The sequence below is a fragment of the Paludisphaera borealis genome (assembly GCF_001956985.1).
GTDB lineage: Bacteria > Planctomycetota > Planctomycetia > Isosphaerales > Isosphaeraceae > Paludisphaera > Paludisphaera borealis.
In genome coordinates, this window is the sequence record NZ_CP019082.1 from 2,556,170 (window position 1) to 2,573,754 (window position 17,585).

The following is a 17,585-nucleotide window of genomic DNA, read 5'->3' on the forward strand; positions in this document are numbered from 1 at the left end:
CGCGCGCCGGCGACACTGCCCTGATCTGCTGAGCCGACGGAGCCGGGCCTGGGGGGCTTACTCCCAGTCCTTCGTCTTGAACCCGAGACTCGTGGCGTTCTCGCTCACGCCGCGTTTGACGGTGTCGCTTGCCCCGTTCGGGAACTCGGCGTCGATCTCCAGGGTAATCCGTATCGTCGCGTGCGGGTCCGAAGCCAGCAACGCGATCACCTCGTCGGCGATGGTGTTGAGTTTCGATTTGGCCAATGTGGCGCTCACTTCGGCGCTGCCGCGAAATGACTTCGCCTTGGTGGTCGAGACTCCGGCGTTTCCGTTCAAAATCTTGTCCGAACCACCCGTAACCGTTTCTTCTCTCGTCGTCGTGGTCTTACCGTTGTCACCGTCAGTCTTGGGTGGCGTTTCCACGATAAGCTTCTGCTGCCCAACGACGTACTGCCGGGCGGCTTCCGGTTCGATGAGCAAGAGGGTGTCGTCGAGCGATACTGCTCCTTCGCCGAACTGGAAGCCGTCGAACTTTCCACCTGTCTGCCCGTACGCGGTGCCGAAGAAGTCCCGGCTTGAAGCACCGGTTCGAACGACAGCAGCCAGAACCTCGCGGGACTTCAAACGGGGCAGGTACAGATACCGCAGTGAGTCCTCCCAGAACGCCATCGCTCCTACGGCGGGCTTGTCGGCCTTCCAGTAGAGTTCTTTCAGCTTCACCCTCAGGTGGATCGGCGACCACGTTTCGATGACCAGCTCGTTCTCGCGGCAGACCCGCTCCAACTCGCCCGGCGCGTTGCCGCTGGTCGTGTTCAGCGGAAAGGATTCGATTGTCGGCTTCGTCACAGTCGGGTCGTCCTGCACCGGGCAGAGCAGCCACTTGAAGCATTCTCGGGCCGCTCGGGGAACCACGGCGCTGGCCGCATCCGCCTCCTTCTCCGCTTGCCGCCGCTGAATTTGATCGATGTTCAGGCCACCCTCGGCCACATCCTTCACAATGCTCGCCCAGGCCAGCGCAACCCGGGTCGCGTCCTGAAGCCGGCTCAATACCTGCCTGTCGGCCGCCAGGAAGATCAGCCGATTCGCTCGATGCCGGGGTTGGCCGCCGTGCGATCGTAGGTGCTCCAGAACCGCATCGGTCGCCGGTCGCGGGTCATCTTTCGTGAACGCATTCTCGGGCGCGAGTACGACGAGCCGTAGGGCGCTGTCGTCCGGCACGTCGGCGTGAGGGGTGAAGACGTGGACGCCGTCGAACGGCGGCACGCTCGCGAACAGCTTCTTCACCACGTCTTCGATCCTCTTCCTCACGTCCGTCTTCAGATCGAAGCGTCGCTTGCGGTCTTCCATCTCCCGGCGCAGGTTGGCCCGCGTGTCAAACCAGAACCGCGTCGTGTCGACGGTCTTGTCGCCGGAACTGTTTAGGTAGTGAAGGCGGTCCGCCAATCGGCCGAGCGCGTCGGCGTACACTGCCGTCGTCTGGCCGGGTTGCAGGCAGCCGAGCAAGACCCGGCCGCGATCCAGGCCGCGAATGCCCGGCTTCGTCGCAACGCACGACGGGGCGGTGCCGAGGAACAGCGTCCGGGCCACTCGACGGGCCGCGTTCACCTGCCCGAATCGGGGTTCCTTGCCTTCGAGTTCCGTCGTCTCGGCCCGGTCGCCGTCGATGTCCTTCTCGATCACAGCTTCCCAGCCTTGCGGGAGCAGGTAGGTCATCTCGTTCCGCACGTCTCCAGACGCCAACGGCAGACTTCCCGGCAGGATCAGGAGATCCTTGTTGTCCGAATTCCACAGGCGGGCGATCACCTTGGCCATCAGCTTGAGCACGCCGCGGGTGCGCTGGAAATCGTCGATGGTCGACCAGTCTTCGTAAAGCCGGTCGAACACCTCGGGGTGGATTGGGTAGGCTTGCGTCAGACGGTCGAAGTACCGGCCCTCCTGGGTCTCGCTCGGCAGCTTCGCGCCTTCTGTGACGTAGGCGTCAGCGAAGGCCCGGCAGACCGCGTCACGGGCCGTCAGGTCCTTGATCGGTTCGAACAGCCGACGACGCACGATCTCGAAGGCCTCCTCGGTGGCCACCGGCTTCCAGAGTGCCTGAACCCGACCGAAGAGATGCTCCAGCGCCTTGATCGCCAGCTTGCCGCGATCCCCGCTTGATGGCGGTGCGGAATCGGGGAGGCTTCCCAGCAGAACCGCGCTCGGCACGAGCTTCACGGCTTCGGTCAGAGACTGGACGAACGAAAGATTGCTGTCGTACGTCCCTCCCGAGAACGACTTGCCCTCTTCGAACTGCCCGATGTATCTGGCGAGTTCGTCGATTAGGACGACGCACGGGGCGTGGGCTTCCAGGAGTTGCCGGAGCACGTCCTTGCCGGGCGAGGTGCCGTTGGCGTCGGACTCCTTCACCATGGCGAAGCCGTCGGAGCCGCCGAGTTGCCACGCCAGCTCGCCCCACAGGGTCTTGATCGTGGTTCGGCCGCGCTTCCATGCCTGGCCTGGCGCATGGGCCGTGCCGTCGATCACCGCGACCTTGGCCTGGGGAACGTCCATCAGCCCGGCCTTCTCGACGAGGGTCGGAACGCCTTGCAAATCGGAGAGCGGGCAGGTTCGCGAGGCCAGGTGCAACACGGCCAGCATCGTGTGCGTCTTGCCGCCGCCGAACGCCGTCTGCAACTGGATGACCGGCTCGCCTCCCTTGCCGCTCAACCGCTGGACGACCTGCGTCAGGAGCAGCCGCATCCCCTCGGTGATGTACGTCCGCTCGAAGAACGCCTTGGCGTCCTGGTACTCATGCACGGCCTTGCCGGATTGCACGGCGGTGATATCGGCCGCGAACTCTGCTTGCAGGAATATCCCCTTCAGCACGTCGGTATGGGGAATCGCGATCTCACGCCAGGGTTTCACAGGTGTCGCCTCTTGTTCAATGGATGGTCCAGGGGAGGTTGCGGCTGGTGGCTGTCTCAACCACTTGCGGATGCGGATCGATGGCTTTGATGAGCTGTCTCAGCCGCTGGAGCACGGTCGCGGGATTGATGGCGCGTGGGAACAATTTCGAGGGTTTCGTCGGCTGTTCAAGATGGAGCACCACCCTCAGACTGGTGGCTCGCAAGGCTTGCTTGGCCGCGATCTTCTCGCTTTCGTCGTCGGCGCGGAACTGGGCCGCGACCAGGCCCGCCAGGGTGTCCCGCACCTTTTCGGCCATCTCGTCCGCCAGGTGGATGGTCTTGGTACGCACATGCTCCCGATAGTCTTTGATTTCCAACAGCCAGCAACACCCATTCGGCTCGATCGCCACGACATCGACCGCCTTGATACTCCCGCAAACCTTGATGAACTGGTTGCGATAATGGCCCCAATCGTCGTATTGCGAGACGGTCCAATCTTCGGCGAACGTGAAGCGTAGCTTCCCTTCAGTGAGGGTCGCCATCAGCTCGTCTCCACGCCGAGATATCGATCCGACTGGCTCAATTCTTCCTGCAAAGCGTCGATCGTTCCGACATCGTCGACCGTCTCGCCTTGCTGGACCGTCACGCCGTCGGCGCTCGGGTGCAGACCAAAGAACTTGGTCTTCACGTCGCGGAACTCGTTATTCTTCAGCAGGATGTCCAGCTCCCGCATCAGGAACAGGCTGTGGCTGGCGACGAACACCTGGATGCCGGACTTGCAGAGTTGCAGGATCGTCCGCGCGACTTTCTTGATCACTTTGGGGTTCAGGTTCGCCTCGGGTTCGTCCCAGAAGAGCGCCCCTTTGCCGACGAGCGATCCCGTGGCGATCAACCGCGCGATCATCGCCAACTTGCGCAATCCTTCGGCGACTAGATGCGCTTCCAGGTTGCCGGATCGCGTCTTCACATAGAATCGCTCTTGGTCGACTACGACTGTCCCGCCGAGTTGTTTCTCTAGTGGTTCCAACAACTCCTTGATTTCAGAAAGCCTCGCGCCTTTGGCGAGAGGCGCGCCCAAAAGGATGCATGTGTCTCTCCACGTCTCCTCAAACGACAGGTCGGTCATATCGTAGAGAGAAACAAAGCCGGGATAGATCGTCAGAAGTTCCCGAGTCGGCAGGAAGACTGGTGGTTTTTTCTCCCACTTGTCCGGCACGTAAGCGACGACGACTTCGGTCTTGCTGGTGGTGTTGAACGAGAAAGCCAGGGGAAAGCCGGACGCGCTGAACTCCGCTCCCACCTCGCAACGGACCCGGCCGGCCTGCCGACGCGCCAATCGTCCCAGCTCGTCCGGCCGAAACACGCCGCGAAGCTTCCGGGCGATCGCGGTCTCCAGGTAGCTCTTGGTAGGCGTCGACGAGCCCGATTCCTTTTCGCCGCGCGCCAGGACGGCCGCGATCGTGTAGGCAGCCTTCAGGACATGCGACTTGCCCGCCCCGTTCTCCCCCGCGACGACGTTCAAGCCCGGCGCGAAGTCGAATTCCGCCTCCGAGAACACCGTCAGGTTCTTCAGGAGCAGCCGGGAAAGCATCAGCGGGCTCCTTCCAGGTCGAACAGGGTGCGTTGCTGCGGCGTCGATACTTTGACGGCGGCGCTTTCGATGCCGCTCCAGCCGGTTACCACTTCATTGTAGGCTCGTGCGTCCTCGGCGCGGCCGGCGCGTTCGGAGAGGGTGTAAAGGCGGTAGGCCAACTGGCGGGCGGCTTCGGCCTTGGCGGAGGCACCGGCGAGCACCTTGGCTGCGCCGCTGTCGCCGTCGGCATTGTAGGCTCGGATGAGTTGGTGGAGGGCTTCCCAGACGGGGAGGCGGGCGTCGCGCTCGGGGTCCCAGTCGGCGGGGTATTCCTTCCACTTGAGCAACCGGACGATGCCGCCGCCGGCCTCGACCACGCCGGAATGCTCCACCCCGGCGACGCTCGTCCCCTTGGCGCGGGCCAGCGTGTCGGCCTCGCCAAACTTGCCGGCCTCCCAGCCGTACTGCTCGAACCAGTGCAGGCAGAATTGCGTATCGGCGTCGAAGTCGTCCTCGGCCAGGAAGCGGTTGATGAGTTGCAGCGCGGTCTTCACGCTCATCGGCGTGCCGTCGGCTTCGAGTACAGCGTCATACCGGCTGAAGATCGCCATGCCCGGCCCGATGATCGCCTGCGACAAGTCCACCGGCGCGACAGGCGAGTGCTGCCCTTCGCTTGCGCGCGTCATGGAGTCCAAAGCCAGGGGCAGAGCCTCGTTGAGCTGACGGACGAACTGTCGACGGGAGATGGTGCCGGCGTCCTTCGCCCGTGGGCGGCAGACGAGGATGATGGACGAGGCAAGGGCATTGGAACCAATCCCAATCTGTCGATTATCTCCTTCAGTCCGCATAGGCCAAGTCCCGACGAGGGACAGTCCGGAGTCTAGAACCGCTTCTAGAAAGGTCTCCCAACCAGTTGAAGAAGTGCCTTCCTTCGTTGCTGTCTCGGACTGTTTGAAAGCGTAGTAGATCGTAATCGGTGCCGCCGGGTGGGCCTGAATAGCAAGGTTGTGCATCGCTTGCTTCATGCCATTGAGGAAGAACGCCTCGGCTTTCTGCTTCGTTCCGTGGCGATACGGCGTAGCGACCAATTCCTCGGCTTTCGGCACTGCAATGGTAGCAAGCAGCGAAGCGTACTGATCGCGGAGAGTTTTGCGTAACCAGACATAAAAGAAATCCGACAAATCGGCGTAACCGATATTGTCGTAGTAGGGCGGATCGGTGGAGATGAACTTGGCCAAACTCTCGGTTTGATTCTGCGCATCCGCTTGTCGAGCCGAGCCGAATCCGTTCGCCGGCAAGACAGGCAACACGCTCGCGACTACCGTGATGGCTTCGATGAAGCCCGAACTCGACTTGGCAAAAATGGAACCTTCTGCAAAGTCCCATACCATCGGTATCGCCTGCTTCGAGAACATCGACCGCATAGCGTTGTCTTTTGTGCGCCATGTTGAAATGGTGCATCCGTAATCGGCATTGCGGCTTATCGCGAACGCGAGAAAGATCGCGATCGCTTCCGCATAGGCGTTGGCTCCAGTGCCGCCGTGCTCGACGCCCCGGTCATCGTCGGGCAGGTCGGCCACGATTGCGTCCCTCCGAATTCGGTCCCGCGCCTCGCCAACCAGATCGCTGAGGGTTGTTAACGCGACCAACTGCCGTGGAGTGAAGAGTTCGCCGTAGGTGAGCATGCCGTAAAGCTGCACACGAAAACTCAGCGCTTGTGCCGGCAGCTTGAGGTCCGGCTTCCACGCAGGCTTGGCTTTGGCCGAGACTGCTTCGTGCTCGGCCGTCGGTGCAAGGTATATCCGGCCGCGTGTTCCTTCGGCGACAATCGCCATCAATTTTTGCCCCGTCCGTCCGGCCATCGCCTCCACACGAATGTAGTCAAAAGTTACAGGTGTGTGCGATATTAGGCAGCGGAAGCCCTTCTGTTTTCCGAACGATGTCCCTGCTTTGGCCTCGGCCGGCGGCTTTCCGACCTTCACCGTGAACGTATAGCCTGACTTGCCTATCACCGGCTCGACGTAGGATTCCTTGCCTTCCTTGCTGCTCAGAACGAACGTGCTGGCGAGCGGCACGTCGATATGCGCAAACGCCGGGTTCGGGCTCTTGACGGTCCGCGCCCAGAGCCAGGCGGTGACAGTGAGCTTCTGGCCTTCGTATGGTTCCAGGTCGGGCCGGTCCTTGACCATCGCCTTGGTGACTTCGATCGGCGGGTAGAGGTGGCCGATCCGCTTGAACGCCTCGTCACGCATCCAGGCCCCGTAGCGGCGCACGTCCTCGGCCAGGCCGGCTGCACTGCTCCAGGTCTTCAAAGCGTTGTCGGCGTCGGGGTGGACTGGCGGCTTGCCGGCGAACCTGGGCGGAATCTCGATCATCGCCTTGTTGATGAGCACGGCGACGGGGTTGAGGTCACTGGCAAAGGCTTTGAGACCGAGCCGCTGGGCTTCGAGCGGGATCGAGCCCCCGCCGGCGAACGGGTCGTGCAGGCCTGGCATCTTCTCCGGGTTGAAGAGTTCCTTCGCTCGCGGGTGGTCCTTGTTCAGCTCGCACGTCTCCCGCCAGCTCTGGAGGATCGCCTCGCGGGCCGGCTTCAACACCGCTTCGTTGGTGGTGTTCTCCCACTTCACAAGGTCTTCGATGATCGTGAATAGCTTGGCACGCGCCTTCGTCCAGTGCCCCCGCACCTGCTGGTTGGGCTCGATACCGGGGTTCTGGCACCGCCAGAGGTCTTCGGGGTCGTGAACGAGCTGCGCGAAGATGACGGCACGTGCTGCAGAGATCGGCCGCTGCGCCCACCATGTATGAAGAGTGGTCGGATAACCCTTCGGCGATTTTCTCTTCGCTGCAGCCGCCGCCGCATTGATGGCGTCGAGGGGGAGGGCGACTTCGATCAGCTTCTTGGGCGACACGATCCGAACGTCATCCCGACGGCTTACTTGCTCCGGCCACGCATCCAGGAACTTTGCGGCCGTAAAGGGGCTGTTCGGGGAGACAGTACTCATGGCATTCCTTTGCCTTGCTTGAGCAGATCGCGGATCGAGTAGTTCACGCTCGCCGCGCCCCAGTCGGGTTCGCGCCGGAACGGATTGGCGAGATAGTGCGGCCCGTCGGACGTGTCGTCCGGGTTCACGAAGACGATCGCCAGCACGAACTTTTCGCCCTGGTTGAACGCATAGAGGATCTCATTGCGGGAGACGGTGATCGTGGTCGAGCCCGCGACACGCCCCTTGACCTCAATATGGATCGGTTCCGTGCCTTCCGGTGGGTAGCTCGACACGTCCCAGCCGCAATTTTGCTTCGTGACATCGATGACGCGATGTCCCTTCGCTTCCTCGGCCTGAACGACCGCTCGCATGGCGAGTGTTTCGATCCGCTTGCGCGCGGCGGCATCGGCGGGGCTCAGCGCCGGGCCCTCACCCCGGAGGCTACGGAGCAATCCGCTCGGCACAACGAGCGCCTCCCCGAGGATGACCGGGGTGCCGTTCTGCACCTGCCGCATTGCCAGAAGCTCCTTCTTCCGACCTTCGAGCCGGCTTTGCAGCTCTTCAAGCGTCTTCTTGGCGTTGTCGAGGTTCAGCCGCACGTCCTTGCCGGCCGCGAGATCCTCCTTGAGCTTAATTTCCTGCTTCGTACGAAAGGCGATCTCCTTGGTCAGCCGTTCGTGAACGGCGGCCAGGGTCTTGTCGACGTGCTCGATGCGACGGTCGGCGACTTCCTTGAAGTGCTCGGGCACGAGCGATCCGGCGGCGAGAGCAACGGCCTTCTGCTCTTGATCGGCATGAATCCACGGCGACGTGAGGAGATCCTCAAGCAACGGCCGATCCGCGGCGGCCAGGGGCTCAAGGTCGAGGTGAGGTGCCCAGCCCGCGAAGACGGCCGACCCGTCCGGGTTCACGCGGATGAACTGGATTCGCTTGGAGAGCGTGACCCCGTCGCCGGACTTCACCTCGTGCGTCAGCAGGAACAGCAGCCACGGCTGGTCCGTCTCGTCGGCCGGATCGGCGAGCACCGTCCCCTGTCGGAGCAGGTTGGCGTTTTGCTCCAGGATCATGTCCGTGACGGCGATCATCAGCGGGTGGCCGGGATGCATGAGCACGGCGCGGACGTGGCCCGGCTTGTCCAGCGGCTGGAGGGCGTCGCGTGTGAAGGCAATGCGCTCATACCGCTTGACGATCGGCTCCTGCTCGCGGCGGTTGCGGCCGATCAATCGGCGATCGCGTTCACGAATCGCGGCGGGAACGTGGGTGATCTCGAATCGTTCGGCCTCGCGGCGGTGAGTCGTGCCGCCAAGCTGGTCGAAGGCCTTGAGGAAGAACGACCGCACGAAGAACGGCTGAAGACGCCGGGCCTCGGTCCGTTCCATCTCCTCCTTCACCTTGAAGAGCCGATCCGGAGTCATCGTCTCCTGGGCCAATGCGCCACGATCGAGCAAGCCCTTGATGTGGTCGTGGTCGAACGCATGGTCGATCCGCTGCGTCAGCTTAGCACGGACCTCGGGCTGGTCGCCGTAGCGGACGGCCTCCATGAGCAACTCCTTGAGGCTGACGCCGTCGAGCACGTCGCCGAGAATATCGAAGACGCGTCCCTTCAGGGCCTCACTCTCGAATTGGAGCTTCTCCAGGAGTCGGTGGTATACGTCGCCTTCGCGGGTTTCCTTGGCGACGAGGTTCCAGAGGTGGCAGACCTCCGTCTGCCCGATCCGGTGGATGCGACCGAAGCGCTGTTCGAGCCGGTTGGGATTCCAGGGCAGGTCGTAGTTGACCATGAGGTGAGCGCACTGGAGGTTCACCCCTTCTCCGGCCGCGTCGGTCGCTATCAGCACCCGGACCTCGGGATCGGACCGAAAGAGCGCCTGGGCCTTCCGCCGGTCGTCGCGGTGCGTGCCGCCGTGAATCGCGACGATGGCTTCGGTATTCCCCAGCACGCCGGCGATCTTCGCGTGCAGATAGTTCAGCGTGTCGCGGTGCTCTGAGAAAAGGATGATCTTCCGCTGCCGGCCGGACGCGTCGTGCATCTCGGGGTTGTTCTGGAGTAGCGTCGAGAGTTCCTCCCACTTCCGATCCTGTCCCGAGACGACGACTGCTTTCGCCTTCTCTTCAAGCGATTTGAGGATGCAGATTTCAGTTTCGAGTTCGGCGATGGTCTTCGCGGCTGTCGCCTGATCGACAAGCTTTTCCTCAAGCGTTTCCTGCTCGTCGGCATTCAGCTCATCGTCGTCGTCGGGGATGGCGTCGAGACTCTCGGTCAGGACGGTCATGCCGCGGTCGCCGAATTTCGCCAGTCGAAGCCGTTCGGAGAGGCGTTCCTTGCGCCGGCGGAGCGACTGGTAGATGGCCTCAGGGCTGGAGGCGAGCCGCCGCTGGAGCGTGGTCAAGGCGAACCCAACCGAGCCCTTGCGGGAGCCGGCGAGGAGATCGGCCTTTCCCATCTCCGCATTTACATAGTTGGTAACGTCTTCGTAAAGTTCCTTTTCGGGGTCCGAGAGTTTGTAGTTGACGGTGTACGCCTTGCGTTCGGGGAACAGCGGCGTGCCGTCGAACTTGACGAGTTCCTCCTTGACCATGCGCCGCATGAGATCGGTCGCATCGACCTTGTGGGCTCCGTCACGGAACTTGCCGTAGAAGCGATCCGAGTCGAGCAACGAGAGGAAAAGCTGAAAGTCTTCCTCCTTGCCGTTGTGCGGCGTGGCGGTCATGAGGAGCAGATGGCGGGTTTCCTTGCCGAGATTTTCCGCGAACCTATAGCGCCCGGTCTTCTCCAACTTGGAGCCGAAGTAGTGGGCGGCGAGCTTGTGGGCTTCGTCGAAAACGACCAAGTCCCACCCGGCTGCGCAGAGCTTGGCTTGAAGTTCCTCGTTCCGCGACATCTGATCGAGCCGGACGATGATCTGCTGATGATCATCAAAAGGATTGCCGCTCGGCGATTCCTCCTCCAGGGCGGAGGTGAAGACGCGGAATTCGAGCCCGAATTTCTCGAAGAGTTCGTCACGCCACTGCTCGACGAGGCTGCCGGGCGCGACGATGAGCACGCGGCGAGCGTCGGCCCTCATCACGAGTTCGCGAATGTAGAGCCCGGCCATGATCGTCTTGCCGGCCCCAGGGTCGTCGGCCAGGACGAACCGAAGAGGCTGGCGTGGCAGCATCGACTCGTAGACCGCCGTAATCTGGTGCGGCAGCGGTTCGACGTTCGAGGTGTGGACAGCCATCATCGGGTCGAACAGGAACGCGAGGTCGATTCGCTTTGCTTCGCACGCCAGTTGGAACGCGGCGGAGTCGCCGTCGAAGGCCCAAGGGCGTTCTGTCGTCGCGAGGGAAATCGTCGCCTCATCGGCAGCTCCGAGCAGCCGCTCCTTGAGGGTCCCGTCCGGCAGCTTGTAGAACACCTGTACCGCGCCTTCGGCGATAATGCTGACGGCGACGACCGTGCAGACCAAGTCCGGATCAAGACCGACGAGGGCGACGCCGGGTTTCACTTCCGCGAGCTGCATCATCCATCCTTTTTGTCAAATCGGCGGCGCGTCAACGGCTGAATCATCTGCCCGATCGGTCTTACGGCCTCCCGGCTATCCGCGCGCCCGATTCGACGCCCCACGGCATGTGCGACCTATGCAATGCTAATTCATTAATCCGGCTGCGTCATCAGTCGGCTCCCCTGGATAATTGATTGACTGCACCCTGCCAAACGCTTCAGGGGTCGCACAGGCTCGGGCCGCTGCGTTTGCGGACACGTCGCGACGCCGTACTGGTCCTCCGCAGCCGGCGGATTGAGGGCAGTCGGAGAGGTGAGTTCCCGGCCCGCCCCCTGGAGACGGAATCACCAGGCCGATGCACACCGATACTCGCGATTGGAGCCGATGGCAGCTTTTTAATCCAAGCGAAGGAGCGATTGACCAGTTTGATCCGAGAAGCGGGGAGGGCGTGCCTCCCCGCAAGTTCGTCCGCTGTTCAGTGCCTCTCCTGGTGTGTCACGAGGTAGCCTCCGCCCTGACAGTTCTTACACTCGCTCCCCCTCGTCATGCCCGCTCCCTTACACTTCTTGCAGACGAGCCACTCCTTAGGGTGTGAAACGCTGGCCACCCCGCTGGCAAGTTCGAGGAACGGGCCAGCAGCTCCCGCCTTCTTCGCAACCTTCAGTGGCTTCTTGGAGTTGGTTCGGAACGTTTGGCGAATCTGGGCGAGTTTCCGAAACAGGATGGCGTCGGCCTTGTACTTGGCGGGATTCTTCAGCATCGCGGCCTTCTGTCCGCAGAACTCGGTGAACCACGCCTCGTCGTCAAGGCTGTCTTTCCCGGCGTCGGCCTTCGCGGCCTCGGCCTCTCGGGTTTCCCTCGACTTGCCATCGGCGGGAGTCGGGGCCGCTTCGCCCATGATCCGCTTAAGGGCGTCTTCGACTTCCATGCCGGCGGCGATCAGGTTGACCACCTCGCCCCGCTTATGCTCATCCTTGATCTTGGCGAGCCGGGTCATGTCGCCTTGAGTCACCTGCATCTGCTCCAGGGCCTCCAGTTGCTCCGTATCGAAGGACCGGGCGATACGCAGGACGCGCCTGGCAGACGCCAGGCTCTTGCCTGTCAAGGCGGCCACCATCGCGTCAAGTCCGGTGGACGAAGGCTCCTCGACAATGGCCGGGGCCGCAGCCCGATTGGAAGTGAAGGAGTCGGAAGCCTGGGCTTTCGCCTTGGCCTTCTTTTCGGCCGAAGCCTTGGAGCCGGTGGCACCTGGGCCGATCTTGCCGGTGCGCTTGGCCTGATAATGCTCGCTCCACTTTCGGAGGGTGATAAAGTGCTGAGCCCTGGTGAGCGGATTCCGCCAGAGGTTCTCAGAGAGCATGGCCATCTCGGCGTCCGTTTCGTCCATGTCCTCGGAGACGCGGGCCTCGATCACGTCTTCCTTGAGCACGGTCTTCTTGGCGTAGAGCCGGTGGCGGCCCTGCACGATCAGGTAGCGGCCGGCTGCGTCCGGGTTGGGCCGAATCATGATCGGGTTGTGCATCCCCTCGATCTTGATAGACGCGGCGAGGTTGAAGGCGAATTCCTTGTTGAAGTGCCGAAGCTCCTTGTCGGCCTTCGGCGAGTCGATCAGCTTGGTCTCGATGAGCTTGACTTCTATTTTCTTCTCCTTTGGTGATGATTGGGTGCTTGCACCCTCTATAGATAAAGATCACAGCGAAAGGCGGAAACTTAACCTGTCATTCAGTACGAATATTTGAATGTGGCAGTTTCGCCACGTCGGCCGATGTAGCGGTACCCTAAATCGTCTCGACAGTCTTGCCACTTCGCGTAATGACCCAGCACTACTCCTAGATCAAGAAAGCTGATTGTCGAGAGATCCTTGCGATCTTGGAGCGTTCCGTTGATGAAGCCGAGCGAACTGGACGGGGTGATCGAGACTGGACTTCCCGGGCCGGGACCCAACACGAAGCCCATCCGGCCGTGTCGGGCTGGTCGTACTCGGCCGCCATCCCCATCGCCTAGCCTAGGTCGGCTCACTTCCCGGCCCATGACCCAGCTCCTTGTCTCGGTTGTAGAATTCGATTTTTGAGATAACCACCCTGGGATCTTGAGCCGGCTTCGGCCGGTCGGACTGCGCCTTTGTATGGCGTGCTACGGCAGTGACGAGGATTAGATGGAGGTTCAGACGGCTGGGCTTGAAATCGTTGTCCAACTCCTCAACTCGATCGCCGCCGATCTTCTTCACCATTCCCTCGTGGGCCACACCCATTTCCTTGTGCATGAAGCTCCATGAGCCATTGTCCATCGGGATGCGGAGGTGCAGCCCATACACGAGGCCACGCCCGCCTTCGTCGCGATGCTCCGTGAACCAGCCGTCTGGGCCGTCCACGCTGTCGAGACGATTCGCTAAGGACCGCTTGTCGATGTAGGTGAGACCCCGGCCGCCGACTTTCTTCACGGAGAATTCGTGCGGGTGGAACGGGACGAGGAGTTCGCGCCAGAAGTTGCGTAGCTGTTTGATCATCTTAACGGCCAATTAATGCCCCTCTGGGTTTCTGTTTCGGACACGAGAAGCCTAGCCAAAACGAATGCCTTACATGTATATAATCGCATCTCGCAGCCTTGGCTTAACCTGCTATTTTGGTCCATAGCTCAATTTGAGCTTTGGACGGGAAACTTCGGTGAAAAATAAAAAAGTGGGTTAAACCGCCGTCTTTGGTTGTGATCTTTATAGTTAGAGGCCGTGAAAATTCTTGGCTCGCCTGCTTACCGGGGGCCGGGGACGAAAAAAAACGAGATCGGCCATCCCTGTTTTTTTCTTGTGTATATATAAGTATGGGCAGCGATTGCCGGAGAACACCCGCGATCGAAACGAGTCTTCGCTTGGACTTTCGCCCCCTAGAACCGTTCAGTCTGACGCAAGCGATCGGGAGCTAACGGAGCGTAGATCGCCGTAGTTGCGGCGAACGTGGGCGGTGCCCACGACTACGAATCGCAGGCCCGTAGTTGCTATGGGGCGCTGAGGCTGCGGCCGAACCCCGAGCCGCTGGAATATCACAGGTAGTCTCTTTTTTAATCCCCGCGTGCGCTCACCCACCGCACGCACCTACCCCCGCGCCTACCTTTCGTGGGTGCGAGAGAGCAGGATGCGAACGGTCCCCCCGTCTGCTGTAGGGAGGAACCAGATCGCCGAGAGGCGGGCTGGTGACGACCGGCCCCAGGATGCAGCAGTAGGCGGTGGCCCTAGAAGACTGTCCCTGACGTGGAAGAGGGGATGCTGAAGACAGGATGTCCCTGGGAGTGGAGGCCGGATAGACGGAGGCCGGAGCAGATCGTCTGGAGCGGAGGCCGGGAACAGGAGGCCGACGTGGAAGACGAGCAGAGCAGCGGATCTAGCGTGGAGCGGAGGCTGGTGGCAGCCGGAGCGGATCTGAAGCGTAAAGTGCAGCGGATTCGAGGAACCGGTAGCAGCGAGTTAGGCCCCGGGTCCGGGAGCCAGGACCCCTAGGAGAGAAGACCGACGTGGACGGAAAGACGCGCAACGCCAAGTCCTCCCTGATCTCGTCGGATACATCCCCTACGGTCCTGAGTCTCTCCCTTCCATAAGTTCCCCTCCCTCCAAAGCTCAATTTGAGCTTTTGGAAGAAGCGTTGCCGTCCTTAACAGATCCAACGGCATACCCTGGCTCTCAAAAATTCCAGCATGCAAAGGTTACTCCTCGCTCGTCCGCGATGGGGGGGCCGTCCCGGGCGCTCCGCCGTCGGGCCGATGCCGTTCGCCGGTCACTGCCCGTTTCACGACCCAACGCATGCGACACGCCGACCGATCGACCGAGTCATCGCCACATGCTCGCTCCGCAAGCACCCGAACCTCTCCCTGACGCCCGATCGTCTCTCGCTCGCCCGTCCAGGTCCGCTCGTCATGCGGCAGCCGAACGGCCTCGGTAGCCCGCCCTCGCGCCCGCGTACACGGGGCGAGTCCTAACGATCACGAGACGTGCAAATATCGCAACATAACCATAAATCCGGTTTGACAGAATTGATTCTGGCGCTAGGCTTGAGTGTCGGCCGTCCGACTGGACGCGGTCGACCCAAAAGCCTCTGGGCTCGAACAGGGCGTGTCTCGACCCTGGCTGGATTCCCTGAACCAGCGAACGCGAGATGAAAGCGGGCCGGAAGAGTGCTGGTAACACTCCGCCGGCCCTGAACAGAACTCCAATCATTCTGGAGCCTGCCTGTGCTTACTTTAGAACGCCTTTGCCGTTGCGCCTACACGACCTATCGACAGCTCGCCGATCGGAATTCTCACCGCGATCTCGGCCGACTGTTCCCACTCCCCGGACGCATCCCGAGCGAGGATCGGTCGATCCGGTTCCAAGCCGCCGAGACGAAGATTCCCCCTTCGCTCTGCGTCATCCCCTTAGACCTCTCGTCATCGATGGCCACCCTCAGCGAGATGGCCTCGCAATGGTCACTTCTCGGTGACTCCGGGGAAACGACGGATCTTCAAGACGGACCGATCGACCCAATGGCCGGCGTCTGGACCAACGCCGAGTTCGTCGACCGGATCAAACACGAAGCCGACTTGTACCGTCTCCAGGGCACCGTCGTCGGAGACTTCCTGGCGCGCCATCTGCACCAACTGGCCTCGGCCGTCCGCTGGACCGGAGCCAGGATGCCCAGCGAGCACGAAGACCGCCTCAACGCCTGGGAGGCCTCGTTAAGCGATCGAGACAGCATGACGACCCGAGAGCAAGACCAACGTGCTTCGTGCCGATGCGGCGAGATTAACTTCGACTGATCGTTTGACCTCTCGGGTGCGGTCGCATCAAACGACGGCCGCATCCGAAATTCACGTCTTCCAATACCTACCCTGGCCTCTGAGAGGCTATCCCGTAATGATGTCCTGGTTTTTATGGTACTTGAACGGGATCGCCGGCCTTGAGCGATCGGGCTTCAAGAACTTGAGCATGCGATGAATAGAGCTGATGCGGATCATCGACTCGCTGCTCTCGGCGTGGTGCTCGTAACTCCGACTGTGTCGCCGATGCCGCCCCAGCCAGGCGAACGTCCGCTCCACCACCCAGCGCCTCGGCAGCTTCACAAACCCTTGGCTTCCCGGCGGCCGCTCCACGACCTCGATCCTGTACCCGGCCGAGGCCTCCGCCAGCCATCCGTCGAGGTGGTGGTTGCGATACTTGCCGTCGCCCCAGACCAACGCCAACCGGCTTCGATGCTCGGCCGTCAGCCGCCCCAGCACCTGGGGGGCGTGCGTCCCGTCGTCGGCGGACGCCGCCGAGACCGCCACGACCAGCAGCAACCCCAGCGTATCCACGATGATATGTCGTTTCACGCCGGTCAGCTTCTTGCCGCCGTCGTAGCCCCGTTCGCCCCCTGTCTCGGTCCCCTTGACCGTCTGGCTGTCGATGCTCCCGGCGCTTGGGGACGGCTCCCGCCCGGCCGTCGTGCGGACCTGGCGGCGCAGGGCGTCCAGGATGAGTTGCCATGTGCCGTCGTCCCGCCACTGGGCGAAGTGGTTGTAGACGGTGCTCTTGGCCGGCAGGTCGTGCGGCAGCATATCCCACTGGCACCCCGAGCGGTTGAGGTAGAGGATGGCATTGAGCACCTCCCGCATGTCGTTGGTCCGGGGCCGTCCGACCTGGGGAATGGGGATCAAGGGCTCGACGATCGCCCACTGTTCGTCGGTCAGGTCGGACGGGTAGGGCTTACGCATCGAACGGTGCTCCTGCGGCGATGAATCCTGCGAACCTCCTGGGAGGACAAGAGTTTACGATCTTCTAGAATTACGGGATAGCCTCTAAATCCGATAGCCAAGAGAAGGGGCGTTGGACAACCTTCCGAGAAGGCAAACGGGCAGGACGGCTTCGAGGCAAGCTAGAACTGCGAAGGCTTCAGTAGAAAGACGATTGGGGAGATCGTCACGAGCCACATGGGAAGTGCAGTTGAGGACTGCCTTGCGTGTCATGTACGATGATCATCGCCGTTCGTGCTCTTTCGCAACTCGTCAGCCACTTCCGCTCGTGGCCTGCGCCGACTTCGAACGACACGCAGACTCGCTTGAGGCTGACCAAGCTCCTGCCGTCCTCGGTTCTGAGGGCCTCAATCGAATCGCCGGGGAAGGAAACTAAGAACGGTCGTCATGCCGATTCTGTTCTTTGCTCCAGGGCAAAGGCGGTCTTGTCAGCGGTCAAAGGAATGTCTGGCAGGGCGGCGAGCGTTTCGGCTTCACAAGACGAAGCGAGCGTCGATGTGCGTTTGTATGCTCGACTCGATTTAGCTGTGTCGCATGGACTCTTGAACGACGCAAGGCGAGACCTTGGCGCAGCTCAGCAAAGAAGGGGAGCGCCAGCCGGAGTCGTTTCCAATCCGAGTTGAGATGCCGGGTTTCGAGCGATTCGAGCTTGCCAAGCCGCAGGCCGGTCAAAGCATACTCTTTGGTATATCATGCTCCTTTCCCACCCTAGGTGAGCAGGCTCGACCCGAGCCTCGGGACGGACGTTCGCCCTAGTCCGACTCTCGCGTACGCTCCGGCGGACAGTCAGGGCCTTGATGATTAGGCGATCCATCGTCGCCCGCTCCAGACTCACAGACTTGCGGTCGGTCAGCTCCATGCAATGAGTGAGACTCGCTTGCGACGGCCTCAAGCCTGGCGAGCACGCCCCCCCTTAAGCGGTGAG

9 protein-coding genes are annotated in these 17,585 nt (G+C 61.8%); 1 reads left to right on the forward strand and 8 read right to left on the reverse strand.

Translation table 11 applies throughout. From position 1 onward, the window contains the following. Positions 1-57: 57 nt before the first annotated feature. The 7 genes from BSF38_RS09985 to BSF38_RS10020 all read right to left on the reverse strand — a co-directional run bounded on the left by BSF38_RS09985 (position 58) and on the right by BSF38_RS10020 (position 13,412). Positions 58-2,883, reverse strand: a complete 2,826-nt coding sequence (locus BSF38_RS09985; protein ID WP_076345234.1) for an ATP-binding protein — start codon at positions 2,881-2,883, stop codon at positions 58-60. A gap of 16 nt (positions 2,884-2,899) precedes the next feature. Beyond that, entirely contained in the window at positions 2,900-3,406 is a 507-nt protein-coding gene (locus tag BSF38_RS09990) for a cysteine--tRNA ligase (RefSeq protein WP_076345236.1), read from the reverse strand. Continuing rightward, entirely contained in the window at positions 3,406-4,455 is a 1,050-nt protein-coding gene (locus BSF38_RS09995; protein ID WP_076345238.1) for an AAA family ATPase, read from the reverse strand. Before BSF38_RS09995 ends, BSF38_RS09990 begins: the two co-directional genes overlap by 1 nt. Further along, complete coding sequence (locus BSF38_RS10000; RefSeq protein ID WP_083712841.1) at positions 4,455-7,439, reverse strand: DUF1156 domain-containing protein; 2,985 nt, start codon at positions 7,437-7,439, stop codon at positions 4,455-4,457. Before BSF38_RS10000 ends, BSF38_RS09995 begins: the two co-directional genes overlap by 1 nt. Next, positions 7,436-10,924, reverse strand: coding sequence for a helicase-related protein (locus tag BSF38_RS10005; RefSeq protein WP_076345240.1), 3,489 nt, complete (start codon positions 10,922-10,924; stop codon positions 7,436-7,438). The genes BSF38_RS10000 and BSF38_RS10005 overlap by 4 nt, the downstream gene beginning before the upstream one ends. A 457-nt stretch (positions 10,925-11,381) precedes the next feature. Beyond that, positions 11,382-12,587 (reverse strand): ParB N-terminal domain-containing protein, encoded by a 1,206-nt coding sequence (locus BSF38_RS10010; protein WP_083712842.1) that lies wholly within the window; start codon positions 12,585-12,587, stop codon positions 11,382-11,384. Positions 12,588-12,911: 324 nt separating this feature from the next. Next, the gene (locus BSF38_RS10020) at positions 12,912-13,412 is read right to left on the reverse strand and encodes an RAD52 family DNA repair protein (RefSeq protein ID WP_145952053.1); all 501 of its coding nucleotides are present in this window, start codon (positions 13,410-13,412) and stop codon (positions 12,912-12,914) included. A gap of 2,003 nt (positions 13,413-15,415) precedes the next feature. On the opposite strand from BSF38_RS10020, the gene BSF38_RS30655 reads away from it, so the two are divergent. Then, complete coding sequence (locus BSF38_RS30655) at positions 15,416-15,688, forward strand: hypothetical protein (protein ID WP_145952054.1); 273 nt, start codon at positions 15,416-15,418, stop codon at positions 15,686-15,688. 87 nt (positions 15,689-15,775) lie between these two features. Here the strand turns inward: BSF38_RS30655 and BSF38_RS10035 are convergent, their stop codons facing one another. Further along, on the reverse strand, positions 15,776-16,621 hold the full coding sequence (locus BSF38_RS10035) for an IS5 family transposase (protein ID WP_076345252.1): 846 nt from the start codon (positions 16,619-16,621) through the stop codon (positions 15,776-15,778). Positions 16,622-17,585 lie beyond the last annotated feature (964 nt).

Coding starts and splice junctions, on each gene's coding strand:
- BSF38_RS09990 (WP_076345236.1), bottom strand. CDS start 3,406: ATGGCGACCCTCACTGAAGGGAAGCTACGCTTCACGTTCGCCGAAGAT.
- BSF38_RS09995 (WP_076345238.1), bottom strand. CDS start 4,455: ATGCTTTCCCGGCTGCTCCTGAAGAACCTGACGGTGTTCTCGGAGGCG.
- BSF38_RS10000 (WP_083712841.1), bottom strand. CDS start 7,439: ATGAGTACTGTCTCCCCGAACAGCCCCTTTACGGCCGCAAAGTTCCTG.
- BSF38_RS10005 (WP_076345240.1), bottom strand. CDS start 10,924: ATGCAGCTCGCGGAAGTGAAACCCGGCGTCGCCCTCGTCGGTCTTGAT.
- BSF38_RS10020 (WP_145952053.1), bottom strand. CDS start 13,412: ATGATCAAACAGCTACGCAACTTCTGGCGCGAACTCCTCGTCCCGTTC.
- BSF38_RS30655 (WP_145952054.1), top strand. CDS start 15,416: ATGGCCGGCGTCTGGACCAACGCCGAGTTCGTCGACCGGATCAAACAC.
- BSF38_RS10035 (WP_076345252.1), bottom strand. CDS start 16,621: ATGCGTAAGCCCTACCCGTCCGACCTGACCGACGAACAGTGGGCGATC.